The organism is Ruegeria sp. AD2(2025) (assembly GCF_056542385.1).
Map to the genome: position 1 here is coordinate 1 of NZ_JBQFZS010000014.1, position 17569 is coordinate 17569.

16 protein-coding genes and 2 pseudogenes are annotated in these 17569 nt (G+C 54.1%); 5 read left to right on the top strand and 13 right to left on the bottom strand.

The window, feature by feature from the left end; all coding sequences use genetic code 11:
* Window positions 1–231: 231 nt before the first annotated feature.
* The 3 genes from ACR1XV_RS19655 to ACR1XV_RS19665 all read left to right on the top strand — a co-directional run bounded on the left by ACR1XV_RS19655 (window position 232) and on the right by ACR1XV_RS19665 (window position 3428).
* On the top strand, window positions 232–981 hold the full coding sequence (locus ACR1XV_RS19655; protein ID WP_480534477.1) for a hypothetical protein: 750 nt from the start codon (window positions 232–234) through the stop codon (window positions 979–981).
* Between the two features lie 180 nt (window positions 982–1161).
* Window positions 1162–1704: a hypothetical protein gene (locus ACR1XV_RS19660; protein WP_480534479.1), complete on the top strand. Its 543-nt coding sequence runs from the start codon at window positions 1162–1164 to the stop codon at window positions 1702–1704.
* A 372-nt stretch (window positions 1705–2076) separates the two neighbouring features.
* A protein-coding gene (locus ACR1XV_RS19665) for an IS3 family transposase (RefSeq protein ID WP_480534481.1) occupies window positions 2077–3428 on the top strand; the annotation gives its coding sequence in 2 pieces (ribosomal slippage) (window positions 2077–2413 and window positions 2413–3428; 1353 coding nt in all).
* A 303-nt stretch (window positions 3429–3731) separates the two neighbouring features.
* Here the strand turns inward: ACR1XV_RS19665 and ACR1XV_RS19670 are convergent.
* The 6 genes and pseudogenes from ACR1XV_RS19670 to ACR1XV_RS19695 form a co-directional block, all read right to left on the bottom strand.
* The gene (locus ACR1XV_RS19670; protein WP_480534483.1) at window positions 3732–5033 is read right to left on the bottom strand and encodes a sensor histidine kinase; all 1302 of its coding nucleotides are present in this window, start codon (window positions 5031–5033) and stop codon (window positions 3732–3734) included.
* Window positions 5034–5149: 116 nt separating this feature from the next.
* Complete coding sequence (locus ACR1XV_RS19675; protein ID WP_480534485.1) at window positions 5150–5557, bottom strand: response regulator; 408 nt, start codon at window positions 5555–5557, stop codon at window positions 5150–5152.
* Window positions 5558–5582: 25 nt separating this feature from the next.
* Complete coding sequence (locus ACR1XV_RS19680) at window positions 5583–7529, bottom strand: sensor histidine kinase (protein WP_480534487.1); 1947 nt, start codon at window positions 7527–7529, stop codon at window positions 5583–5585.
* Between the two features lie 206 nt (window positions 7530–7735).
* Window positions 7736–8050, bottom strand: a complete 315-nt coding sequence (locus ACR1XV_RS19685; protein WP_480534489.1) for an Hpt domain-containing protein — start codon at window positions 8048–8050, stop codon at window positions 7736–7738.
* A gap of 24 nt (window positions 8051–8074) precedes the next feature.
* Window positions 8075–9052 carry a response regulator gene (locus tag ACR1XV_RS19690; RefSeq protein ID WP_480534491.1) on the bottom strand — a complete coding sequence of 326 codons (978 nt, stop codon included), beginning with the start codon at window positions 9050–9052 and terminating at the stop codon, window positions 8075–8077.
* Window positions 9053–9372: 320 nt separating this feature from the next.
* Window positions 9373–9515, bottom strand: a pseudogene (locus tag ACR1XV_RS19695) (integrase core domain-containing protein); the annotation flags it as partial.
* Between ACR1XV_RS19695 and ACR1XV_RS19700 the strand changes: the two are divergent.
* Together ACR1XV_RS19700 and ACR1XV_RS19705 are read left to right on the top strand one after the other, a co-directional pair.
* Window positions 9503–9676: pseudogene (locus ACR1XV_RS19700) on the top strand (helix-turn-helix domain-containing protein); the annotation flags it as partial. The pseudogenes ACR1XV_RS19695 and ACR1XV_RS19700 overlap by 13 nt on opposite strands.
* A gap of 209 nt (window positions 9677–9885) precedes the next feature.
* Window positions 9886–10932, top strand: coding sequence for a cytochrome-c peroxidase (locus tag ACR1XV_RS19705; RefSeq protein WP_480534493.1), 1047 nt, complete (start codon window positions 9886–9888; stop codon window positions 10930–10932).
* A gap of 153 nt (window positions 10933–11085) precedes the next feature.
* On the opposite strand, the gene ACR1XV_RS19710 is transcribed toward ACR1XV_RS19705, so the two are convergent.
* From ACR1XV_RS19710 to ACR1XV_RS19740, 7 genes are all read right to left on the bottom strand, one after another.
* Window positions 11086–12822 carry a SulP family inorganic anion transporter gene (locus tag ACR1XV_RS19710; RefSeq protein WP_480534495.1) on the bottom strand — a complete coding sequence of 579 codons (1737 nt, stop codon included), beginning with the start codon at window positions 12820–12822 and terminating at the stop codon, window positions 11086–11088.
* 94 nt (window positions 12823–12916) lie between these two features.
* Window positions 12917–14599 carry a bifunctional protein tyrosine phosphatase family protein/NAD(P)/FAD-dependent oxidoreductase gene (locus ACR1XV_RS19715; protein ID WP_480534497.1) on the bottom strand — a complete coding sequence of 561 codons (1683 nt, stop codon included), beginning with the start codon at window positions 14597–14599 and terminating at the stop codon, window positions 12917–12919.
* A 21-nt stretch (window positions 14600–14620) separates the two neighbouring features.
* Entirely contained in the window at window positions 14621–15505 is an 885-nt protein-coding gene (locus ACR1XV_RS19720; RefSeq protein WP_480534499.1) for an MBL fold metallo-hydrolase, read from the bottom strand.
* Window positions 15502–15966, bottom strand: a complete 465-nt coding sequence (locus tag ACR1XV_RS19725) for a DUF6691 family protein (RefSeq protein ID WP_480534501.1) — start codon at window positions 15964–15966, stop codon at window positions 15502–15504. Before ACR1XV_RS19725 ends, ACR1XV_RS19720 begins: the two co-directional genes overlap by 4 nt.
* A 3-nt stretch (window positions 15967–15969) precedes the next feature.
* A complete protein-coding gene (locus ACR1XV_RS19730; RefSeq protein WP_480534503.1) occupies window positions 15970–16404 on the bottom strand; it encodes a YeeE/YedE family protein in 435 nt (144 codons plus the stop codon).
* Complete coding sequence (locus ACR1XV_RS19735; protein WP_480534505.1) at window positions 16404–16613, bottom strand: YgaP family membrane protein; 210 nt, start codon at window positions 16611–16613, stop codon at window positions 16404–16406. The genes ACR1XV_RS19730 and ACR1XV_RS19735 overlap by 1 nt, the downstream gene beginning before the upstream one ends.
* A gap of 91 nt (window positions 16614–16704) precedes the next feature.
* Entirely contained in the window at window positions 16705–17379 is a 675-nt protein-coding gene (locus ACR1XV_RS19740) for a Crp/Fnr family transcriptional regulator (RefSeq protein ID WP_480534506.1), read from the bottom strand.
* Window positions 17380–17569: the final 190 nt, after the last annotated feature.

Here is a 17569-nt window from a genome sequence, read left to right on the forward strand (position 1 = left end):
CCAACAAAAGGACTGGTTGAATTTCGATCATGTCTCAGCTCCGGCAGTAAGGTGTCATCACACCATCATATCCCGCAGCATTAACCCATATACGGAATCATGCATATCGCGTTGTTCCGTTTGTGGTTGTGCTACTACAAATCACCATACTTGCAGTCAAGCAAATAAATAATGTATCAGATAACCATATCTAACGCGAGATTCTGAATGCGTTGTCTGAAAAGGGGCCCCATGAAATTCCCACTCAAACTGATGTCCGGCCTGGCTTTGGCCACGGGTCTGGCTTTTGCCCTGCCCGCTCCAAGAGCTGAAGCCTATCCGGTGGACTGCGCAATCCTTCTGTGCTTGTCAGGTGGATGGCCAGCCTCAGCCGAATGCGCGCATGCGCGGGCCGTGTTCATCCGTCGCATCACACCCTGGCCCATCGAGCCGCCATTGCAGGTCTGGAACTGCCCGATGGAAGCTGCATCAAACACGCAGGTGCCCTCCCCCTTCATGGAGACCTTGCGGCGATTGACACTTGAAAATCAAGCCGGGCCGATGTTCGACTACGTATCGGAATCTGACAAAACCGGTGAGGAGCCCCCTACCCTTTTCCCGGCCCTATTTACAGAAATCAACCCTGATACACCCTCAGCTTTGCTGCATCTGGCGCAGGACATCTCGAACGCAAACGGAACCGCGGACATCGATATATCCGGGCCGGAATTTGACTATGTGCGTTCAATCAAAGTTTGGAACGTGATGTCCTACAGTCATCGCAAATATGGCCGCGACGAGGAGTGCCGCGTTCGATCAAACATCACCTTGGGCACCTATGGTACACAGGGAGACTTCCATTGGCGGCGCGTGTCACCTGCGCCTGTTCCTGCCTGGGTGATCCCATCCCGCTCGTGCGAACCGGCAAGCTACACGCGCGCGGTTGGTATCGAATGGACAGACTATCAAGGCAATCATGGATATGAGGTAGTCAATTACTGACAAAATTGTTTGGCACAGACAAAAACCTGTCTACGAAGTGTACACGTACAAACTTGTTAATTTGAGATATTAAGATTTGGGTGCGCCTGAAAATGTGATGCTGGTTAGCGTCGATTTCCGTGGTTCGAAATGTTACCGCCGTTGCATCGATTCTCCTTATAGGCGAACACAGGTGTAACAATGAGAACAGCCGGACTCTATGAAGCTATGGCAACCAATAAGGAACGGTTTACGAAAGAGGGACAGGAAACCCTAATACTGAAGGAACTCACAAATCGTTTTGAGCTCGAGGGGATTACCTATTTCTTTCTGGGCAATGAGCCGCGTTGGCGCTGCGGCGGTCTTCTGATTTCGACGTTTATCGATGATTGTAACGCCCAAGAAGCCATTCTCATATATGATGAAGTTGATACCCGGATCATCAGCGGGTTCCGAACATTGCTGCCGCAACCCTGGTCTATCCGCCCTCGCTGGAGACTGTCCGAGCCAAACGCAGCACTGGCTGAAATCAACCTAAAGGTGATAGACTGCGGCGTTACGGTGCCAGTCTATGATGAGACTCGGGGCACTGCGCTTGTCTCGATAGCCGATCGCGGCAGTGACGCTGGTGGAATTTTGCTTGATGAGTTTCATCTACCAGAACTGACGTCCTTTGCAGCTCTGTTGCATGGTGCAGCATTTGATTGGCTTAGTATCCATTCAAGTGTGCTTCTCAGAGGATGACCTTGCACATACAGACCATGTAAGCATGATGGAGTTTGCGATTTTACTACACGCCTGCCGTTCGGCAATCGCACGGTGTCTTACGCTTCCACGCTCTTCATACCCAGGAACTCGTCAAGGAATTCAGGTTGGATACTGAAACGATTTCTTGAGGGGGTTGGATGTAATCAGAATCTACTCGTTTGAAGCAAATAAACATAAAAAAGGCTAATATGCACCGCGTCGTTTAGAAATATCGCGGAAGTTTATGTTGTACATAGTTTAGCTTATGTATCGCCCGGGGGAAGTGTCTGACGTCAGCGCCAATGGGACAGTTTAGGGTGATTTGATAAGGGAGGGTTTCTGGCCCATCGTAACCGCCAAGGAGTGGAGATGAGACAGAAACCCGGAACACGAACGAGCCACGGCGAGAAGGTGGTCAAAGACATCCGCCGTGCGACGCGCAAGCAGTATTCGGCAGAAGAGAAGATCCGGATCGTGCTGGACGGTCTGAAGGGCGAGGACAGTATTGCGGAGCTGTGCCGCCGCGAGGGTATTGCCCAGAGCCTGTATTACAATTGGTCCAAGGAATTCCTTGAAGCTGGTAAGAAGCGGCTTGCGGGTGATACGGCCCGTGCTGCGACGTCGACCGAAGTCAAAGCCCTTCGTCGGGAATCCCGTGATTTGAAAGAGGTCGTCGCTGAACAGGCCCTGGAGCTGCGGCTGCTCAAAAAAAGCATGATCGGGGATGGGGAGGACGACGAATGAGGTACCCCGCATCTGAGAAGCTGGAGATTATTCGGTTGGTCGAAGGCTCGCATCTCCCGACCAAACGCACGCTGGACAAGCTGGGGATTCCCAGAACCACCTTCTACCGCTGGTATGACCGGTATCTTTCCGGTGGCCCTGAAGCACTTGAAGACCGTAGCCCCAAACCGTCACGGGTCTGGAACCGCATTCCCGAGCCGGTGCGCGAGAAGATCAAAGACCTGGCCCTGAAGGAAAGCGATCTGTCGCCACGCGAGTTGGCCGTACAATTCACTGATACGGAAAGGTATTTTGTATCAGAGGCTTCGGTTTATCGCATCCTCAAGTCCTACGACCTGATCACCAGCCCAGCCTATGTGGTTCTGGCAGCCGCGGACGAGTTTAGAAACAAGACCAGCCGCCCCAACGAGCTTTGGCAAACCGACTTCACGTACCTGAAAGTGATCGGCTGGGGTTGGTTCTATCTCAGCACGATCCTCGACGATTACAGCCGCTACATCATCGCCTGGAAGCTCTGCACGACGATGAAAACAGGCGACGTGACCGACACGCTGGATCTGGCACTACAGGCGTCGGGCTGTGATCAGGCGACCGTCGTTCATAAGCCTCGGCTGCTCAGCGACAACGGATCCAGCTACATCTCTGGCGAGTTGGCGGAATGGCTGGAAGATCAGAAAATGGATCATGTCCGAGGCGCACCGTACCACCCGCAGACCCAAGGCAAGATCGAACGTTGGCACCAGACCTTGAAGAACCGCATCTTGCTGGAGAACTACTATCTGCCCGGTGATCTCTGGCAACAGATCGACGCCTTTGTCGATCACTACAACCACCGGCGCTATCACGAGAGCCTGCAAAACCTCACGCCCGCTGATGTCTACTTCGGACGCGGGCAGGCCATTCTAAAACAGCGAGAAAGGATCAAACGAAAGACCTTCGAAACCCGGCGCTTGCTTCACCGCAAATCCGCCGCATAATCAATCCAACCAGATGAGCCACACTCTCTCTTAGATCAGGCGGCCATCTGTCCCAAAACCCCTGACGACGGACAGACCTTCTCACCGTGGCTCTGCTTGGTTCCGGGTTTCTTTCTCATCTCCACTCCTTGGCAGTTACGATGAGCCAGAAACCCTCTCTTATCAAATCGACTTAAAATGTCCCATTGGCGCTGACGTCAGACATTGTCCGTTATGCGGACACGAGCGCTTCATTCCTATTTGTGATTTCTTGTGGTCTGTTGTTCAAGAAGGGTTGGCTATGCGTCGTAGATGGGTGGCCGTTCATGCTCTCAAGGTAACGAGATTCAGTTCGACAGCGAAAGTCGTTCCCGGGCCAGCGTTTTTGGTATAAGTTATGGTGCCATGATGGGCATTCATGATTTGTCTGGAAATGTTCATGCCCAGGCCTGTACCACCAGTTTTGCGCGTATCTGATGAATCCACCTGCGTAAACCGGTCAAACACTTTTGCCTCGTGCTCTTCCGGCAGCCCAATTCCTTCATCCCGAAACAGAACCTTTGCTCGCGTGTCCGAAACCTGAAGCGATACACGTATTTCGCTCTTGGCTGGCGAGAACTTGATCGCATTTGACAGTACATTCACGAAGACCTGTTGCAGTCTTTGTTGATCCCCTCGCACAATGACTTTGCAGTCAGGGAGATCAGATCTTAGGACAATCCCCGCATCGGTCGCCAACAGGCGGTTGTCGTCGAGCGTCTCGGCAACCAATGCAACCAGGTCCAGGTTTTCATGGGAATAGGCCATGCGGCCAGACTCGATACTCTGTAGGTCAAGTATCTCTTCAATCAGTTTTAGCAACCTCATACAGTTTCGATGTGCTACCTCCAGCACTTCCGAGACTCTGGTGGGGAGTTCTCCAAGCTTACCCGTCCGAGCCAGATCGACTGATCCCCGTATTGAAGCAAGCGGTGTTCGCAACTCGTGGCTCATCGTCGCGATGAATTCAGATTTGGCTTTATATGCCATTTTTGATTTCTCATGCTCTGCCTTCAAAAGGTCGAACTGTTTGACCTGATCACGGTATTTCCGAAGGTAGCCGAGCGAACTATCGATGATAAATGTCAGAACAAAGATGCTTGTGAACAGTTGCGCCCAAGCCTCCGAATGAAGTGGCGCACCGGTAATAACGATATCTCGGATTGGTATGAACAAAAATGCCGCGCAGAAGCAAACAAGCCGTGTTACTAGGACATGCAGGACATAGTGGCTATTCATAGCTGCAAATAGCGCGGCAGCAAACAGGAAGAAGGAGGACATAAAATGGGTCGTTGGCCCTTGGATTATTGCGATGCCAACTGAGTAGGTAATGATCAATGAGGTGCTAAACAGCGTGCTCAAATACAGATAAGGAAGCAGCTTCCGCGCGGCCGCGTCGCTGAGATCCATACACGCCATAACCCGGTTGAAGAACCAGAAATCGTACAATTCAGAAAGCATAAGAAACACGAGCATGATGCCAGCGAATTTTGCGTCATAGTAGTAACCCGCCAACGCGAGGGCTGCGGCAAATATGAATATCCTTTGCCAGGTCAAGTCCAAGCCGGCTTGAGCGTAGTCCTTCATTTGTCGCATGAGAAGCGACATTGGTCTGGTTGGTAGTTCACCCACCCCTAAGTCTGATGGGTCATTCAAGTCCTTACGCCCCGTTCTTACCCGAATATGAGCAATCAATAAGAAATTTATGACATCGAAAATCTACTTTGGGTAGAGTTTTTTGCGAGGAGTTCATTTAGTTGATCTGCAAGGGTAAGAGGATCAAAAGGCTTTGTTAAACAAGCCAGTGCACCACCGCATGTAGGTGATTCCTGAAAGCTGCTTTCGGCTTTTGCGGTCATGAATACAACGGGGGTGTTTTTGTACTCATCGAGTTTTCGCAGTTCAACCAGAAGCTGGGGTCCATCCATTTCCGGCATCATCACATCAAGCAAGAACAGATCTGGTTGAAGCCCACTCAAGTTCTCAAGTGCCTCATGTGCGGAGCTGAACTGAGTTACTTGGAAATCTCCGACGAGTTCGAGCGACATGCGCGTAATTGTGAGCATGTCTTCATCATCGTCTACATGCACCACTCGTTTTGGATGGCTCATAACAAAAGTCTTTCATCACAATATCTCACGAGCCTAGCTCACCAGCATTGTCATTTCCAGAAGTAACAGCAGCCCGCTCGTTTGAAAGCGTGAAGTCAACCATGAGGATTACTTCAAATTTGCTGCCCTGGCCGAGTGTACTGGAGACCGATATCTGCCCGCCATGCAACTCCACCAGGTTCTTTGTTATGGCAAGGCCAAGCCCGGTTCCGGATTGACCTTGCTGCTGTTTGCCCGCAACCTGTTTGAAGCGATCGAAAACCAAACCCAGTTGATCCTCAGGGATACCTTGTCCGCTGTCCTCGACCACGACCTTGACCGACGTTGTGTCCTTCAGAACGGAGATATTGATGAAACCGCTATCCGTAAACTTGATCGCGTTGTTGAGGAGATTCACAAAAATTTGTCTTAAGCGCATGGGATCGCCATGAATCGAAACCGGATCCGCCTCGACGCGCAGTTGCAAACCTTTTTCATTGGCCGCGACGCCAAATTCATCAGCTAGACTGTTGAGCAATTTGTCGAGTTCAACGGTTTCCGTATTCAGTACAACGCTCTCTGAATTGAGTTTGGCCCAGTCAAGCACCGAGTTGATGAGGCCGAGCAAGTGTTTACCCGACGCTTCGGATTTGGCCGCTTGCCCAACAACCACGTCCGTAAAGTCATCTAGTAGCTTTGTAAGATCAGCGTCGTTACCAAGTTCCCTCCGCAAGGTTTGGTATTGAGGATACAACGCGACGTTCTTGAGAAATGCAATATAGCCAAGCACCACAGACAGGGGTGCACGTAACTCGTGGTTCATGTTGTTAATGAATTCGGTTTTTGCTGTGATGGCCTGTTCAGCAGCATGAAGCGCCCGTTTTAGCTCGGTGATGTCCGTTCGGATTCCGACGGTACTACCGTCACTGGTTCTTGACTCTGACGCTTTGATCCAGCTTCCATTTGCAAGTTCAACTTCTGTCTGACCGGTTGGGTTAGCGTGCAGCGCGAGCCGCTCCGCAATCCACTCCTCTTCGCATCCGTCTGCCTCAGGATACTGGCCCCGCTCGACGCCGTCGCGTAGAATGGCCTCGAATGAAACGCCCGGCACAATTTTCTCGCGCGAAGCTCTAAAGAGCTCGCGAAACTTATCGTTGCACATGACAAGTCGGTCATTTCGGTCAAAAATGACAAAACCATCGTGAATTGAGTCGATGGCATTCATAAGCTGCCGCCTTGCCTGCGCCCTTTCTATGATCAGGCGCCGCGCATAGTTGACGCCAAATAGCGCGATCACAACAATTAACGTAGTTGTCATTATCAGAACAAAGCGATGAGACGTGTCGATTTTCCAGCCGTTGGTGGGCATCATTGCAAGTTCCAGCGCAGCATCACCCAGCAGAACTTCCGTTACAACGGGGTCGGTCGCCCAAACAGATGGCGATCCAACCAACAGAGAAGCATCCTCGGTATTCTTTATTCGCGCAGAAGACATGAACACATTTGGTTCAATGTTCATCCCGGCTTCTTTAAGGAGCCAATCAAAATCCAAGACAATGTTTCCGACAATGTTTCCGGGTCCGGGTTGCGCATTTCTGAGCAAAAGCCCACGGCCTCCCTGAAACAACTCAATCGGTCCCACGATGACAGTCTCTTGTGTGTCAATTGCCTTCTGGACTGACTCTAGTTGCTTGGCATCGTCCCGATAATCGTAGCCAAGCGCGGCGCGGTTGGGCTCAATCGGGTGCACATCCGTGATAACGAAGTTCTGCGACCTAGCGATATTGACGACGCCGGGGTTATTGTTTCGAAGCAGCTGGGCCAGAGTTTGGAATTCGGATTCTGTCTCGAATGCTTGCGCCACCGCAAGGCTGCGGGACATATGGCTATAACTCTCGATCAGACGGTCAAGACGGAATTTGACCGAATTGAGAGTTCTTTGGACATTCGAACGCTCCACCTCGAGTTTTTGAGCGACGATAACATGATCCATGAACGCGACGCTCAATACGCCGAGCAAGATGATCGAGGCATATATCAGTGAAACTGTCCGCCGGTGCCGCCGTCTTCGCTCCTTCAGTGTTTCCCTTCGGTCCTTCAAACCAGCTTCCTATCGTTCAAAATCAACCTGTGTCCTTTGTCTACGAAATGCGCCTTTGTTCGCACACAGCAAAGGGGGAAATCTCTAAAGAGACTCACCTATTCGTTGAGGTCTTTTAAGCTCGCCATGAGTTCTTCGAGTTTCGGGCCGAGATCCACCCAGCCCACCTCGCCTTCTTTCAGACTGATGTCGATATGCTCTGCCAGGTCGCCGATAGCAGGAAACCCAATAGATCCAGACAAACCCGCAAGCTTGTGGCATTCGCGCCGAATACTCTCGAGTGCCGCAGTGTTAGTTGGCTCGGCCTTGAGGTCCGTTGCCGCAAGCGAGATAACCTCCAGACGCTCCTGGCAAGAATTCAAAAACCTAGAGCGCAAACGTAATAAAGCATCATCAAAGCTGTTGGTGCTCAACGCGCTGTCCTTTCTTGCTGGCAATTACGTTCCATCGGTCTGGTTCTGCGCTTCAAGTGCCGCTGACAGATTTACCCCCGACTCCGCTCCAACAATTGCTTTCGACGCATTTGCATTCTCCAGTGCTTTCTCAAGAACTTCCGTCGCCGACGATAGATTGACAATCCCGCGCGTGATCGGAGATCCGATTTTCATCAGCGTCGGCATCTGACCAAGGTTGGCATACCATTCGTTCAGTGTCAGAAGTTTTACTTCGAGCTGATCCGTGAGATCTTCGACAGAAATTTCCGGAACACGCTTGGCCAGCGCCACAAAGGTTCCTGACCCGGCATATGAAAGGATTGCATCATTGGCGATCAGTGCCTCCGCAATGATCTCGGCGATGTCAGACATCGAGTCTTGGAACATTGAGTTGTCCAGCGTCATGAACAATTGCCGCGCGTTTGCAACCTGAAACCCAATCGCGACTTGGCTGAACATGCTCATTGCACCCAGTTTCAGCACATAGTTTTGCAGGGCAAGATAATCTAAACAGGAGTAGTCCATTTCAAGTCTAAAGGTGTCCGCGAAATGCAACCTCCGGGTATCGCCCTTCTGTAACATGGCGGCTTGGCGCGCGGCACGTTCGCGCGCAATACCCGAGGCCATTGTCATCCGGCCCTGCAGTTCTCGCCTGTTGAGCGGCTTGGTCAGATAATCGGTCGCGCCGGCTGCAAATGCTTCGTCTACGCTTTCTATCTCGGAACGTGCCGTGACCATGACAATCGGGATATCGGATGTATTGGCTTCAGCCCGCAGGGCACGGCAGAGCTCAATACCATTCATACCTGGCATATCAATATCCAACAAAGCACAGCTAAACAGACGAGAGGGTTCTCGGACCAGGTCTATCGCTTCTGCCCCAGAGTTTACGATGTGAACATCGGTGTATCCGCACGCCGCCAATTCCATAGACATCAGGTCACAAAATAGAGGGTCATCATCGACAACCAGGATTCTCATTCAGAACTCCCCGGCAAAAGAGAAAATGAATTGGATAATTTCCCGTATAGATTGCGCTTTATCTTGAGCTGACGTCAAGTCAGTGAAATAACAATGGCTTCGGATGTGATGTCGTCTAAGTCTGGGCTGTCTTTTGTTGTTTCAATTCGTGCAATCAGCCCGTTCAAATCGTCACAGCTGGCGCGCAGGCAATGACAAGTAGCGTTCCTTTCTCACTGAATTGGTCCACAGCGTTTTCGTCGATAGGCTAACCCCTGTCGCAAGCGATACTTTTTGCACGACGCCGAAACCTCATGACCTATTACCCATGGAGTCCGCGTTTATAGGTTAGCTCTGTTCAAGTTTTGGTCTCCCTTTGACAGGTTGGCATATTCGAGTGGGGTCAGGCCAACGAGCCGGAATGAGGTCGGTTGTGATTGTAGTCGACGCGCCACGCCGCGATCATGCGGCAGACATCACGCATCCGAGAAACTGGCGATTATCCGTCTCGTCGAAGAGTCAAACCCCCCCCCGACGAAACGAACTTTGGACAAACTGGGCATCCCTAGGACCACCTTCTATCGGTGGCATGGCCGATATCTGTCCGGTGGACCCGAGCCGTTTGAGGATCGCATCCCGAGACCTGTGACGACACTGGGGCTCCGATCCTCAAGCTGGAAGTAGGGCAGGTATTCTGAACTAAGCCATCTGTTCTTACTGGCTATGGCGTTCCATGTATTTGATTTAAAACAAATTGGAATCCAGTTGCGAATTAGAATTGATTTAAATCAAAGTTCATGGACCAGTATCTGTGCTTAATGTCATCGCGCGCGAAAATAGCGAAGGAAGCTACGATGAACGCCAAACTCTTTGCGATTTCCACTTTGACCCTGTGTTTCGCGGGCAGCGCTTATGCCAACGAACTCAGGGATCTGGCTTTGGAAACGTTCAAGCCTCTACCGTCCACCGTCCCGGCGGTGTCTGATAATCCAATCACCGCAGAAAAAATTGAGCTCGGCAAAGCGCTTTTCTTTGACCCCCGAATGTCAGCATCAGGAGTGTTTTCATGTAACTCCTGTCACAATCTTGCAACTGGGGGCGATGACAACCTTGAAACCTCTATTGGTCATGGTTGGCAGCGTGGTCCACGTAACGCACCAACCGCGCTGAACTCGGTCTTCAATGAAGCGCAATTCTGGGACGGGCGTGCAGCGGATCTGGCGGAACAAGCCAAGGGTCCGGTCCAGGCCGGCGTCGAAATGGCAAACACGCCTGAAAACGTAATTGCCACACTGAACTCCATGCCGCAATACGTCGAGTGGTTTAAGGATGCGTTTAAAGATGAGGCGGAGCCGGTGACCTTTGACAACTTTGCCAAAGCCATCGAAGCCTTTGAGGCAACATTGCTGACGCCCGCTCCGTTTGATGCCTGGTTGAATGGGGACGACAACGCAATGACAGAAACCCAATTGGCTGGGCTGGAGCAGTTCATGGATTTGGGTTGCTCGTCATGTCATTCCGGTATCAATCTTGGTGGTAGCGGCTACTATCCATTTGGCCTGATTGAAAAGCCGGGCGCGGAAATCCTGCCACCTGATGACAAAGGACGCTTTGCGGTAACAGAAACAGTCGATGATGAGTATGTGTTCCGCGCAGCCCCCTTGCGGAACACGGCTGTAACGGCGCCATACTTCCACTCCGGTAAAGTCTGGGACCTGAAAGTTGCCGTTCAAATTATGGCAGAATCCCAGCTGGGTGAGGAAATCAGCGACAGTAGCGCCGAGCAGATTGTCGCCTTTCTTGATAGCCTCACAGGTACCCTGCCGGAAGTCACTTATCCAGTATTGCCGGCTGAAACAGCAACCACGCCGCGCCCATCGGGTGATGTAATCCCGCAATAGCGCCCACGCTCGGAGAGGGGTGAAAGCACCCCCTCCATTTTCTGTATTCAACCTTAGTCTCCCGATCTTGGTATCAACTTCTTTGACTTAAGCCGCAGTCGGCACCGCCGGCTCTTCGCCATACGCAAGCAAATTCACCATGCCTTCGACGACCTAGACAACCAAAGTCACCCCGCCCTGAGAGCGCAGGCTGAACCAAGCGTCGTATTGCGACAGGAACACTAGACCATTCAGGTGTTCCGGGAAATGCGCGCGGTCCAAGCGGTCCATCACCGGGCCTTTGACCTCGGACAGGTGAAGGCCGACACCCATATCGGATAGACGGCGATTGATCGCCTCAAGGCTTTCCAGCGCGGAATAATCCACCTCGTTCACCGCCGAAAACATCAGGATCACATGATCCACCCTACAACCTTCGGTCACTCGGCGCTGGATAAGGTCTTCCAAGAAGCGAGCGTTCACGAAATACAGACTCTCATCCACGCGCAGTGTCACCACGGACGGGTCGGTTTCAACCGCATGCCGCCGGATGTTGCGAAAATGCTGCGTGCCGGGGACAAGTCCCACCTCAGCTACATGCGGGCGCGATGTTTTGTAGAGGTGCAATAGCACCGAAATCGCCACGCCAGAGGCCACCCCGACCTCGACCCCCAGAGCCAGCGTCAGCACGATGGTGGCGGCGACGGCGGTGAAATCCGCACGCGAATAGCCCCATGTTTTTCGCAAGATCGACAGGTCCACGAGGCTGAGCACGGCGACGATGATCGTCGCGGCCAGTGTGGCCTTAGGCAGGTAGTAGACCAGCGGGGTCAGCGTGACTGCGGCAATGGCCAGACCGATGGCGGTAAAGGCCCCGGCAGCCGGGGTTTCGGCCCCGGCATCAAAATTGACGACAGAACGTGCAAACCCACCCGTCACGGGATATCCCCCCGTGAACGCAGCCCCAATATTGGCGGCCCCCAGCCCGATCAGCTCTTGATCCGGGTCGATTCGTTGCCGTTTCTTCGCGGCCAGCGTCTGTGCGACCGAGACACTTTCGACAAAACCGATAATCGAGATCAGGATCGCTGGAACCAGCAACGCTCCGAACAGATCCATAGAAAATCCGGGCAAAGTCAGTGGCGGCAGGCCCTGCGGAACCGCGCCCACGATCTGTACGCCTTGCGCATTCAGGTCGAACGCCCAAACGGCAAATGTGGTGGCGACCACGGCAAACACGGGGCCAGCTTTGGTCAGGATATCGGCCAGAACCGGCCCGGCCCCAAGCCGCTTCAGAAACGGTTTGAGGTTCTTGCGCACCCAGAACAGAAACCCGGTTGCCAGCACACCGATCACCAGCGTGATCCAGTTGATTTGCGGCAGATGCGCAAAGATCGAGCCCACTATCTCAGGCAGCGTGTGCCCATGCGCGCTGACGCCCAGAATGTGTTTCACCTGACTGGTCGCTATCAAAACGCCCGAGGCGGTGATGAACCCGGCAATCACCGGATGGCTGAGGAAATTGGCCAGAAATCCCAGCCGCAACACGCCCATAAGCACCAGAAACGCCCCGGATAGAAAGGCCAGAGCCAAGGCTGCGACGGCATAACCCGCTGTCCCCTGCTCGGCCACCTGCCCGATCGTTGTGGCGGTCAGCAGCGACACCACCGCGACGGGTCCAACCGCCAGCGCCCGACTGGTTCCGAAGATCGCATACAGCACGATTGGCGCGATTGAAGCATAGATGCCAGCCTCGGGCGGCAGCCCCGCCAGCAGAGCATAGGCCAGCGATTGCGGGATCAACATGATCGTCACGATCAATGCCGCAATCAGGTCGTTGGACAGAGCGCTGCGCGTATAGCTGCGCCCCCAGTCCAGAACGGGGACATATCGGCGAAGTCGGTCGTTCATGTTTCTCTTTCAATCTCGATAACGGGCAGCGCCAATGGCGCCACCCGCGTGTCGCTGCGCAATAAAACGGAGGAAATTGCGCACACAGACTTGGCTATTGTTCCGCCGTGACCTTCAGCTTTTCGGGTCGCGCCATCCACTCTTTGCCGCGCAACATGGCTTTCCAATAGATTGGCGGCAGCAAGCTTTCCTTCAGGAACCAGGCCATGCGGCTGGGTTTGGTGCCGTCGATCAAAAACCTCGGAAAGCTGGGTTTGAGCGCGCCGCCATAGCCGAACTCGGCCAGAACGATCTTGCCGCGTTCCACTGTCAAAGGGCACGAGCCATAACCGTCATATTGCGCCACCGCAGACCGCCCGGCGATATCGGCAACGATATTATCGGCCACAGTCGGGGCCTGCTTGCGGGCCGCCGCTGCCGTCTTGGCGTTCGGAGCGTTCATCACATCGCCCAGTGACCAGATATTGTCATAACTCGTGTGGCGCAGCGTTGACTGATCAACGTCGACCCAGCCCGCAGCATCCGCCAACGGTGAAACCCGCACGAAATCGGGCGCGGTCTGGGGCGGGCAGACATGGATCATGTCAAAATCCACCTCGACCGTGCTTGGGTCGCTGTCCGGTTTGGCCACTTCGAACACTGCCTTTTTAGCAGGTCCGTCGATTGCAATCAGATTGTGGAAGAAGTTGAGAGAGGCATCGTATTTCTCGACGTACCGCTCCAACGCCGGGACATAATCCTTGACCCCAAACAGCACCCCGCCCGCGTTCATGAACTGGATATCAATATCCCTAAGCACGCCCCAGCGGAACCAGGCGTCACCAGACAGATACATCGCCTTTTGCGGCGCGCCTGCGCATTTGATCGGCATCGGCGGTTGGGTAAAGATCGCCCGGCCTTTTTGCATCTGCTGCACCAGCTGCCATGTGTAGGGTGCAAGATCATAGCGATAGTTCGAGGTCACGCCGTTGCGCCCCAGTGTCTCTTCCAACCCGTCGACCTTACCCCAATCCAGCTTCAGTCCTGGGCACACGACAAGCCGGTCGTACTTCACCACCCGGCACCCATCCAACACGATGGCATTGTTTTGCGGTTCAAAGGCGGCAACAGCGGCCTTGATCCAGTGAACCCCTTTGGGGATCAGGCTGCCCATGGTCTTGGCCGTGGTCTGCGCATCAAAGATGCCACCACCTACCATGGTCCAGCCGGGCTGATAGTAATGGATATCCGCCGGATCGATAACGGCAATATCCAGATCGGGTTGCCGCGACTTCAGGCTGGCTGCCACCGAGATACCGCCCGCCCCCGCGCCAACGATCACAACCTGAAAATGAGCGTCCCCGGCATCGGTCGGTGTCTTGCCCCCGTTTGCAATCCGACGTGCGACACCGTTCATGTCATACCCCGCCGTTTTGGTGGCCATCAATATCTCGGAGATCGGGCGTTTCTTCGCCTCGTGAAACGACCACAACGTCGCCGAACGTGTTCCGGTTCGGCAATAGGCAAAGACCGGACGTTGCGCGTCTTCCAGCGCCGCGCCAAAGTCCTCGACGTCCTGATCCTTCACCATGCCCGACTGTACCGGAACATAGTGGGCTTCAATGCCCACAGCCTCGGCCGCAGTCGCGATCTCTTTGAACGAGGGCTGATCCGCGCTCTCACCATCAGGTCGGTTGCAGACTATCGAGCGAAAACCCTGCGCCGCAATAGCTGCCATATCGTCGACCATGATCTGAGGGCTGACGGTGAATTTGGGCGATATGGTACGAAACTCCATCCTCTCTCCTCCCTTTCCCGCTTACAGCGTGTTGACCGGAACCTTGAGCATCGGGTTGCCGTCCGGATCGGTCGGGACCTCTCCGGCCCGCATGTTGACCTGCAAGGACGGGATGATCAGGTTCGGCATGGCCAGCGTCGCGTCGCGTTCGGTGCGGAAGCGGACGAACTCTTCTTTGGTCTTGCCGCCGCCTACATGGATGTTGTGGGTCTTTTCCTCGGCCACACTGGTTTCCCACGCGATGTCGCGCCCGTTCGGCCCATAATCGTGGCACATGAACAGGCGCGTCTCATCTGGTAGAGCCAGCACTTTCTGGATCGAGTCATAGAGGACTCCGGCATCGCCCCCCGGAAAGTCAGCCCGCGCTGAGCCGCCATCAGGCATGAACAGCGTATCGCCCACAAACGCCGCATCGCCCATCACATGCACCATACAGGCCGGTGTATGACCGGGCGTATACATGGCAAAGGCCTGCATGGTCCCGATCATGTAAGTATCGCCATCCTCAAACAGCGCATCAAATTGCGAGCCGTCGCGCTGAAACGCGGTGCCCTCGTTAAAAACCTTGCCGAACGTATCCTGCACAACCGTGATCTTGGACCCGACGCCAATCTTGCCACCCAGCTTGTCTTGAATATAGGGCGCAGCCGACAGGTGATCGGCATGGACATGGGTCTCGATGATCCATTCCAACCGCAAGCCCTTTTTAGTAACGACGCGGATCAGTTCGTCAGCATGATCAAAGGTGATACGCCCGGCGGCGTAGTCGATATCCATAACACTGTCGACGATGGCGCAGGCGTTGGAGTTCGGGTCTTTCACGATGTAGCTGATCGTGTTGGTCGCGTCGTCAAAGAACGCAAAAACCTCGGGCTTTAAAGCCATGTTCACAGGGTAGTTGGTCATATCTTGTCTCCTCCGAAGGGTCGTCTGGTGTTGGTCTGCAAATCGGATGCCAGCGCGGATTGCAGGAATTTCGCACAGGCGATGCCGGCGATGAGGGCTCCGACGAAAGCGAAGACTTCCCATCGGCCGGTCCCAAGCGCCGGTAGCGCGCCGCCTGGGCAAAACCCGGCGATACCCCAACCGATGCCGAAAAGGGCTGAGCCGCCGATGAGTTTCGAGTCGATCTTGGTGGCAGACGGCAAGTGGAACACCGGATCAAACACCGGTGCGGCGCGGCCAAAGACCAGCTTGTAGCCGATGAATGTGGTCACCAATGCACCCCCCATGACAAAGATCAGAGAGGGGTCCCATATGCCGAAAACGTCAAAGAAATTAAGAACCTTGGTCGGGTTCGCCATCCCAGAAAGCGCTATGCCGACACCAAAGATCAGACCTGCCAGATAGGTTGCGATCAGCTTCATACCCTACCCCCCGATCACATGGCGAATGAGGAACACCGTGACGAAAGTGAAAAGCATAAACGTCGCTGTCGCGGCAACTGAGCGCAGGCTCAGTCGTGCAATGCCGCACACGCCATGCCCCGAGGTGCAACCCGCACCAAAGGTCACGCCCATGCCAACGATGATCCCGCCCAGAACAAGGGCAGCGGTCTGTTCGGGCACCTGAACCGCAGGCATCTGCCCCGATGTAAACCAGACCACCAACGGTCCGGTTGTCATCCCCGCGAGCAGCGACGCCCGCCACGCAAAGTCATTGCCCGAAGCAGGCTGCAGTAGCCCGGCAAGAATGCCTGTCGCGCCCATCACGCGCCCCATCAGCAGCATCAGTAGAACCGATGCCACACCAATCAGAATGCCGCCGGTTAGCGACGCCCACGGAGTAAAAGCCGTTTCGATCATCAGCAATTCCGACAGGTTTTCAGGCCGATGATGCTGTAGATCGGGCAGTTGCCCACAAAGGCCGTCAGGGCAAAAACGCCAGCGACGATGAGCCCCAGCCAAAACAGACCCCCGGTCCCCAGCAGCCCGGCGCCCAAAGCCGCATAGACAAGCGCCGCAGCAATCAGAATGCGCGCCGCACGGTCGAATTTTCCCATATTGGTGGTCATGTCACACTCCATCCAGAATCGATGGAGCGACTTTTGCATACCCCTCGCTACAGCCTTGGTGACATGGTCACCAAAGTGCTTGCAGCGACGGCTAAAGCTCGGACCCGGCTGATTTGACCATCCGCTGCAAGCCGTCGCGGCCGGTCAGACGTACCTCGCCACGCGCCTGTTCCACCCAGCCCCGCCGCTGAAATTCCGACAGAATGCGCGAGATCACCTCGCGCGCAGTTCCCAGTTCCGTGCCCAGAACCGCATGTGTGGCACGGACCACATGGTCCGGCCCGGCCAACTCCAGCAAACGCGAAGCCAGCCGGACATCCATACGCTGAAAAACGATATCATCGATCAGCGTGAACAGATCAGTGATGCGACGGGAATAGGCTGTAAAGACGAACTCGCGAAACACCGAAGACTTCGCGACAAGATCGTCAAAGGTCTTGCGTGGGATCGCCACGGCGGTCACATCGGTTTCAGCGACACCGTCGGCAGAGTAATCCTCAAACGCCAGCATGCAGGCGGTGGTCAGCACACAGCTTTCACCGGCATGAACACGGTAGAGAAACACCTCGCGCCCGGTTTCCGATTTCTGCTGCACGCGGACGGTGCCGTTCAGAAGGAGCAACAGATTGTCCGCGGTCTGGCCCGGCGCAAAGACCTGCGTTCCGGCGGGCACGGATACGATCTGGCTGCCCGCGATCAGATCAGTGCGGACAGAATCCGGCAACTGGCTGAGACCTTTGAACTTTTCGATCCAGGAGTGTTCCATTGGCGATGTTATTTTGTTTTCGGAGGGTCAGATGCACAATCGATAGTGGCACAAGACAAATACAATTTAGTGCAGAAATTGGAATGTTTGAATTTAGATGCACTTTAACAATCCGACGCTGCGTATCCGTAAAGCTCGAGAGTCAATCACATTCACCAAAACTAAGCGGTATCCATTTAAGGCGCAGCTT